The 7,471-nt window shown below is 60.9% G+C and carries 8 protein-coding genes; 3 read left to right on the top strand and 5 right to left on the bottom strand.

Annotation, left to right across the window (positions count from 1 at the left end):
• The 5 genes from VHX65_11795 to VHX65_11775 form a co-directional block, all read right to left on the bottom strand.
• Nucleotides 1-240 (bottom strand): hypothetical protein (locus tag VHX65_11795; protein HEX3999225.1); only part of this gene is annotated, 240 nt, incomplete at its 3' end.
• 790 nt (nt 241-1,030) lie between these two features.
• The gene (locus tag VHX65_11790) at nt 1,031-1,822 is read right to left on the bottom strand and encodes a flagellar motor protein MotB (GenBank protein ID HEX3999224.1); all 792 of its coding nucleotides are present in this window, start codon (nt 1,820-1,822) and stop codon (nt 1,031-1,033) included.
• A gap of 216 nt (nt 1,823-2,038) precedes the next feature.
• Nucleotides 2,039-2,899, bottom strand: coding sequence for a flagellar motor stator protein MotA (motA, locus tag VHX65_11785; protein ID HEX3999223.1), 861 nt, complete (start codon nt 2,897-2,899; stop codon nt 2,039-2,041).
• A gap of 685 nt (nt 2,900-3,584) precedes the next feature.
• Nucleotides 3,585-4,031: a hypothetical protein gene (locus VHX65_11780; protein HEX3999222.1), complete on the bottom strand. Its 447-nt coding sequence runs from the start codon at nt 4,029-4,031 to the stop codon at nt 3,585-3,587.
• A gap of 289 nt (nt 4,032-4,320) precedes the next feature.
• The gene (locus VHX65_11775; GenBank protein HEX3999221.1) at nt 4,321-4,548 is read right to left on the bottom strand and encodes a hypothetical protein; all 228 of its coding nucleotides are present in this window, start codon (nt 4,546-4,548) and stop codon (nt 4,321-4,323) included.
• 290 nt (nt 4,549-4,838) lie between these two features.
• On the opposite strand from VHX65_11775, the gene VHX65_11770 reads away from it, so the two are divergent.
• From VHX65_11770 to VHX65_11760, 3 genes are all read left to right on the top strand, one after another.
• Entirely contained in the window at nt 4,839-5,408 is a 570-nt protein-coding gene (locus VHX65_11770; GenBank protein HEX3999220.1) for an acyltransferase, read from the top strand.
• 114 nt (nt 5,409-5,522) lie between these two features.
• Nucleotides 5,523-6,245 (top strand): glycosyltransferase family 2 protein, encoded by a 723-nt coding sequence (locus VHX65_11765; protein ID HEX3999219.1) that lies wholly within the window; start codon nt 5,523-5,525, stop codon nt 6,243-6,245.
• Nucleotides 6,246-6,368: 123 nt separating this feature from the next.
• Complete coding sequence (locus tag VHX65_11760) at nt 6,369-7,433, top strand: Gfo/Idh/MocA family oxidoreductase (protein HEX3999218.1); 1,065 nt, start codon at nt 6,369-6,371, stop codon at nt 7,431-7,433.
• Nucleotides 7,434-7,471 lie beyond the last annotated feature (38 nt).

Below are 7,471 nucleotides of genomic sequence, written 5' to 3'. Positions count from 1 at the left end.
GCCGTTCGGTCCGGCGCCGTAGGCCGCCGGATCGCCGGCGGCGGGGTCGGTTGGAGCGGGCATTCCGTTGGCGGCCACGGCAGAATTGCCGTTTCCGCAGTTGCACGCGCCGCTACCGCATGCGCCGTTGGAAGATGGGGTCGTGCATGAATTGCAGCACGATCGATTGTGGTCGGCCACGGTGCAGCCGATGCCGGTGAGGGCCAGCGCGGCCAGTAAGGCGAATAGTGATCGAGTCATGTGGGTCTGATTCCTTTCGGCTCTCCAAAGAGATGCGGGGCCCGAAAACCGGCGGCACGAGAATCCGCTGTCGGGCCGGACGAGTGCTGTCGCGCGGGGCGGCGAATGAGCGGCCGGCGGGAATGGTCGCTTCTCAAGCAGTTTCGCCCGGGCGGCTCGCGGCCGGGCGCACCGATTAAGACCCCAGTTAGGTCTATCGGCCTCAAAATCGGAAGAATCCAACAAATCGGCACATCCCGCACGACAAGCAGAATACTTGCGACCCGACCGTGGCACGCCGTGGAGCCGGGCGCGTTTCGATCGTCGCAAAATCGCGGTGGCAGAGATGGGGTGGTCTCGCCGTTTTCCCACGGTAGGCCGCCGATCGCGACCCATCGGGGCTATGAGACAAAACCCCGTTGGCGATTGGGAAGACGCAAGCGGCGATTGCTTTCACCGGTCGCCGGGCTGGCGATTGTCGCAGGAACGACTGGTCCCCGGTTCGAACGATGTGGAACGGTGGCGTCTGTCAACGAATCCCTCGCTCACGCTTCGGGCTAGTGTGCGTTTCCTCGCTCACGCTTCGGGCTCGTGTGCATTTCCTACCCCGTTGGCGTTTGGGAAGACAGAAGCGGCGATTGCTTTCACCGGTCGCCGGGCTGGCGATTGTCGGGAACGACTGGTCCGCGGTTCGAACGATGTGGAACGGCGGCGTCTGTCAACGAATCCCTCGCTCACGCTTCGGGCTCGTGTGCATTTCCTCGCTCACGCTTCGGGCTCGTGTGCGGAACGGTGAGCTTCGAGAAGGCGCCTAATTCGATGAAGCGTCGGGGGCGGGGTCTTCGTGGAGGCTCGGGGCCGTGCCTTCGGCGGGGGCGATGCCCGGTTTTGGCGCCGCCCTTCGGCTGCCGACGACTTCGCCCAACACAAACACTTCGACGCGGCCATCCGGGGCGGCCAAGCCGTAGTTCTGGCCTTGCGAGGCGGGTTCATTCGCGGCCGCTTCACTGAGGCGGAAACGCTTTGCCTCGAGCCCCTTTTCGATGAGATATTTCATGACCGCCTCACTTCGGACGAAAGAGAGTTGCCAGTCGTCGTGATATTTGCTGCCGCTGGGAAGCGGCCGGGCCGACGTGTGCCCGCGGATTTCCACCTTCGACCATTTGCCGATCAGATCGTCGGCCAGCCGGTCGAGCGATTGGCGAGCGCGCAGATCCAGGTCGGCCGATCCTTCGTCGAACTGCACGATTGCCTCGACCACCAAATCGTTGTTGTTCCGCAAATTCATCGCGACGACTTGCCGCGCGACGCCGCGCCCCTTCCCCTCATCCTTCAACGATTTGGGCGTCGGCTGGCGATGACCCGGTCCTTTCAAAGGGCTATGCGGCGTCGGGGGCGGGGGCGTCTCTTTATTGAGCATGCCGTTCGACTTGCCGTTGCCCTGGCGTGGATTGCGGCCGTTCGGATCGTTGAAATAGCTGGCGATCGCCTCTTTCATCGGCTTGCTCTGGGCGACGAGCCACATGACCATGAAAAAGGCCATCATCGCGGTGACGAAGTCCGCGTAGGCCACCTTCCAGGCTCCGCCACCTTTGCCCGCCATTTAGCACCCACAAAGTTTGAAAATGTCGAATGTCGAATCGGCTGAGGAAGGAACACCCTCGCCTGCCCTCTCCCGTAAGAGGAGAGGGTGGCGCAGATCCATTCGCCAAGAATTGCGGAGACGTTATTTTCGGTCGGCCCTATGCGGCCGCGGTTCGGCCTTCGTGCTTCGTCATTCTTTCGTCATTCGTCATATGGGAATGAGTCATTCCGCGTGTTATGAGCTTTCCACCGCTTTGAACATCTGGTCGAGTTCCTCACGCGTGGGTCGAAGATCGCTGGCCAGCCCGCGCCGCGCCTGGTCGATGGCCACTTTCGGCGGCAGGTTTTTCACGAACGCCAGCACGACCGAGGCAATCGTGCGAAAGAACGCCAGTTCCTCGTGCCCCATGCTTTCCATGCGACCGACCAGCGGACCGATGAACCCGTACGAGGCGAGAATTCCCAAAAACGTGCCGACCAAGGCCGCACCCACCTTTTCGCCGATCTCCGTGACCGGCCCGTCGATGGCGCCCATTGTGATGACGATTCCGAGCACGGCGGCAACGATGCCGAAACCCGGCAATCCGTCGGCCGTTTTACCGAGCACGCCGAGCGGCCCGTGATGTTCTTCTTCGATCGTCTTAAGATCGATTTCCAATAGGGCCTCGAGCTGGTCAGGGCTCGCGCTCCCTTCGACGGCCGGCCCGAACGCGCCGCAAATGAAGTCCGACACGTGGTGATTCTTGCCGATCAGCGGATACTTTTGAAAAATGTTGCTTTCATGCGGGTTCGACAAATGCGGTTCCAGGGCGATCAAGCCATCTTGCCGCGCGAGCCGTAGGAATTCGTAGAGCAGTTTGAACAGTTCGTCGTAGGCCTTCTTGCTGAATGGCGAGCCTTTGAGGGTCGACAAGAGCCCTTTGGCCAGGTCCTTGAGGACCTTGACCGGCGACATGATGATCAACGCGCCGAGAGCGGCGCCGCCGATCGTCAAAATTTCCGTCGGGTGGATGAGTGCTGCAACCTGCCCACCGGAAAGAATGAACCCACCCAATACGGCGCCCACGACGACGATGCTTCCGACGATCACAATCATGGCAATCTGGCCCGATTTTCTATGGCGAATTGAAGGTTGATGGCCGTCGTCGTGCGATCACGTCGAGCAATGCTGCCGTGAGCTGCCTCGCCACTGGAAACATAGCCCGAGCCGAGGCACGCCATTGCCGCTCGCGAAATTTAGCCGGCGGCACCTCCGCAAGGAACTCGATTCCACTCGTCCGCGATTTGGAACGATGGCGAAGGCTCGGCCGAAAAATAACTTCCGCTTTTCAGACCCCTCACCCCGCCCTCTCCCGCAAAGGGAATGGGGTCTGTGGAGAAGCTATTTTTCGGCCGAGCCTAAGTGGATATAGCTTGCGGCGAGAAATCGTGCTGTGAAAGTGCTGAAAACGTGGCGAGTCCGGATGATTCAAAGCGCCAGATATTCGGCACACGCTGCGAAATAGTAGCCCGAAACGTTAGTGACGGTAAGCTTCCATGGCTTCCTCGCTTACGCTTCGGGCTAGTGGCTCCCAGGGCTTCCTCGCTTACGCTTCGGGCTAGTGTCGCACGACGGATCATTCGCGCTAGATGCCGGGATTTTGCCGAATGGCGGGCATTTGCAGAAGAAAATGCAGCGATCGCCAGCGAATCAACGATCGCAAGCGGTTTGGGCACAACCACTTCCGTCGTCGGCTAACCAATCCATGGGTCGGATCGAACATCGCTCTTCGAGCGGCGGATCAAAGGCGCGGATAGTTGAATGCCATCGGCGTCGGCGCTTCGCGCATTTCTCGATATTGAACGATTCGGCTCCAGATCAGCAGCGCTACGGCGCTCAACACCAGCATCGCGCCGACCGCAATAAGCCCGCTCAGCAACGGATTGGCGTGATGCTCCTTTTTACCGACCACGCCGTTTGATACGAGGTTTTCGCTATCGGCCGGGCTGGAATTCGCGGCGAGTTGGCGAGCAAGCCGGGCATCGGCGAGGATTTGCTGGGCCGCGAAGCTGCCAGGATCCTTTCCTTGCCAGCCATTGATTTGCGTGGCACTCGAATCCGTATTCAGCAGTTCGTCGACGCCCTGGGTTCGATAATTGCCATCCCACGGCGGCGCGGCCAGTGCCGGCAGGGTCCATAAACAAACGCCAAGAGAAAGACCAAAAACGATGCTTCGAGTACAGATCATTAGCGCAGCTCCTGTTCCGTGTTCCGCCACGTTCCCCTGGATCCGCCGCGTTCCCCAACGCGAGCGGGACCGCAATTTGAGAAGAATGGATCAATTGCGGTTGCCGAGTCAGTATAAGGAAAACCGATCCGGTGTCAACAATATTGTGAGAAACCGAAAACCGCTTTCACCAAAATTGTGAAAGTCGTGTTTTTCGACGAATTGCGGATCGGTCGATTGCCGGTTTTGGGCAATTGTGAATCGCGGCCCGTAGGCCTTTGATCCTTGCCGCAATAGAGACCGCTGGGCGTCAATCGTCGTCGACCGGCTTTACTTCGGTTGTGCGATGGGACGAATGGCCGACGATCATGATGCCCAGCGAACAGACGAGGATCGTCAGCATATAGGGCACAACGTAGCTCTGTCCGACCTTCTGCGGTTCGTCGGCGGCCAAGACGGCCGACGCGCTCAGCAGCCCGATCGAAAGCGCGGCAGCCAGGCGCGCGATCCAGAAACGGCCATCGCGAAAACGTGTCATCGGCGGAAGTCCTGCTGCTAGCTGGAGGCGAGGGAACGACTCGGGCTGCGACTTTGATTCAACGCGTCATCGCCTCGGTTTCCATTTTCAGCCTCGAGTTTAATCCCGTTCACGCCCTCGGACAAGGAGCCGCGCGATGCGAGGCTTCGAACTCGCGCAGCTCCCCTATTCCACGCTAGATTCTGATCTTGTGACAATGCCCTTGAAGCGGTAGAAATCGCGGTCCGTCGGCTCAATCGAATGCGTCAGCCGAGGTTCGGTTTGTTCAAATCATTGGGGGGATGCCACGGATGGCTGCCTTCGTTCATCCACGCGCACTGTGCGAGTCGCAAGCCGTCGGCGATGGTACTCGCGTTTGGGCATTTGCCCATGTCATGCCCGGAGCGGTGGTCGGCCGCGATTGCAATATCGGCGATCACGCGTTTATCGAGTCGGGCGCGATTGTCGGCGACCGCGTGACGATCAAGAACAACGTGCTGATTTGGGACGGTGTGGCGATCGCCGACGATGCCTTCATCGGCCCCGGCGTGATTTTCACCAACGACCGACACCCGCGCAGCCCACGCATGCCGGCTGCCGCCGCACGCTACGCGAATCGCGCGAACTGGCTATTGCAAACACAGGTCGGCCGCGGCGCGAGCCTGGGGGGCGGAGCGGTCGTCGTTCCCGGAATTTCGATCGGCGAATACGCACTCGTCGCCGCCGGCGCCGTCGTCACCCGCGACGTTCCGCCACACAGCCTCGTCGTTGGCCATCCGGCGCGACCGATCGGCTGGGTCTGCCAATGCGGCCAGCGCTCCGCGGTCGCCGGACCGTGCAACGAGTGCCGCAACGCCACGCCCCAACCCGCCGCCGCCTAACCGCGGCAGTCAATGACGAACGACGAAGCACGAATGACGAACGAACGCCCATCCAAAGCTCGCTGATCTCTGTCCCCTGGTTTCTTACTCGCCCCTCGCCCCTCGCCCCTAACCATGTACTCCGGCCAACACATCATCGCGATCGCACCGGCTCTGAATGAAGAGCAGAAGATCGGCCATGTGGTCGCGCGCACGCCGCGCGACGTGGTGGATTGCGTGCTGGTGGTCGACGACGGCTCGACCGATCGCACGGCCGAGGTGGCACGCGCGGCCGGAGCGACGGTGCTTTCGCTACCGGAGGTTGTCGGTGTGGGCTCGGCGTTGCGATCGGGTTTGGACTACGCTCGCCATGAAGGATTCGATATCGCGGTAATCATGGCGGGCAACAACAAAGACAATCCGGCCGAGATTCCGCGCTTGTTGGACCCGATTTGCAACGACGGCTGCGATCTGGTGGTCGGCTCGCGGTTCTTGGCGGGTGGGGTCTACGGCGGCGACATGCCGTTTTACCGCAAGCTCGCCACGCGATTGCACCCGTGGCTGATGAGCCGCATCGCCGGCAAACGGCTCACGGAAACCACGAACGGCTTCCGTGCCATCCGGCTCTCGTGCCTTGCCGATCCGCGCGTGCGGCTCGAGCAGCGCTGGCTCGACGGCTACGGGCTGGAAGTTTATTTGCTCTACAAGTTGATCGTCTGTGGTTTCCGGCATACGGAAGTGCCGTGCACGAAGATTTATCCGCCGCGGCGGATCGGCAACACGAAAATGAAGCCCATCATCGGCTGGTGGGATATTTTGCGCCCCGTGCTCTTGCTCGGGATGGGAATCAGAAGTTAGGGCCGTGAGGCTTTGAGGCGGTGAGACTATGAGGTATGAGGAATGCGCCTCCCACCTCGCTGCGTTACAGTTCCACTGCTTCGTACCTCAAAGCCTCAAAGCCTCAAGCCTCACAGCCTCCCCTTGAACTCCATCAATTTCATCGGCCTCGGCCATTGGGGCCCGAATCTGGTTCGGGCATTTATCAATAGCCAGCGGGCCACGGTCGGCCTGGTATGCGATCTTTCGCCTTCGCGCTTGGCAACCATTCAGCGCAATATCTCCACGTCGATTCGCACGACGAGCGATCCCTTGGTCGCGGCAAACGATCCGGCCGCCGACGCCGTCGTGATCGCCACGCCGACCAACACCCACTTCGCTCTCGCCAAGGCGGCCCTCGAGGCCGGCAAGCACGTGCTCGTGGAAAAGCCGCTCGCCGGATCGGTGGAAGATGCCGAAGCGCTCGTGAAATTGGCCAAACAGCGGAATCGGCTGCTGGCCGTCGGACATGTGTTTCTGTTCAACAACGGCATCCGGGCGGTGAAGAATCTGATTGCCCACGGCGACCTGGGCAATATCCGCTACATTTTTTCGACGCGCACGAACCTCGGACCGTTTCGCACCGATGTGAATGCCCTATGGGATCTCGGGGCCCACGATGTGAGCATCTTCAACTACTGGCTCGATGCCGAGCCGCGGCTGGCCACCGCCTACGGCACTTCGTATCTCACGCCCGGCGTGGAAGATGTGGTCGTGGCGAATTTCAGCTATCCGCGGCAGGTGCAAGCGTGCGTGCATGCGAGCTGGCTCAATCCGCAAAAAGTGCGCGAGATCACGGTGGTCGGCGAGCGGCAGATGGTCGTGTGGAACGACATGGATCTGAACGAACCGGTGCGGATTTATCACAAATCGGTCGATGTCGAACGGCCCGCGAGCGATCGCGACCCGGGCTACGTCGACAGTTTCGGCGCCTTTCGCATGCTGGTGCGCAGCGGCGACGTGGTGATACCCAAAATCGACGCCGGCCAACCGCTCGACGCCGAATGCCAGCATTTTTTGGACTGCCTGGAAGGCAAAGCCACGCCGATCAACGACGGCGCCGTCGGCCTGCAAGCCGTCCGCGCCCTCGCCGCCGCCCAGCAATCGATGCGAAATTGTTCGGCACTGACGGAGATCGCCGGGCCGGTGCGCCGAGCGGCGGCGGCATGACGTTTTGGAGCATCATGCGACCGGTTTTTCAGTTTGTG

The organism is Pirellulales bacterium, assembly GCA_036267355.1.
Lineage (GTDB): Bacteria > Planctomycetota > Planctomycetia > Pirellulales > DATAWG01 > DATAWG01.
The sequence above is the reverse complement of the archived record's forward strand: the minus strand, read 5'-3'. Positions and strand labels throughout refer to the sequence as shown.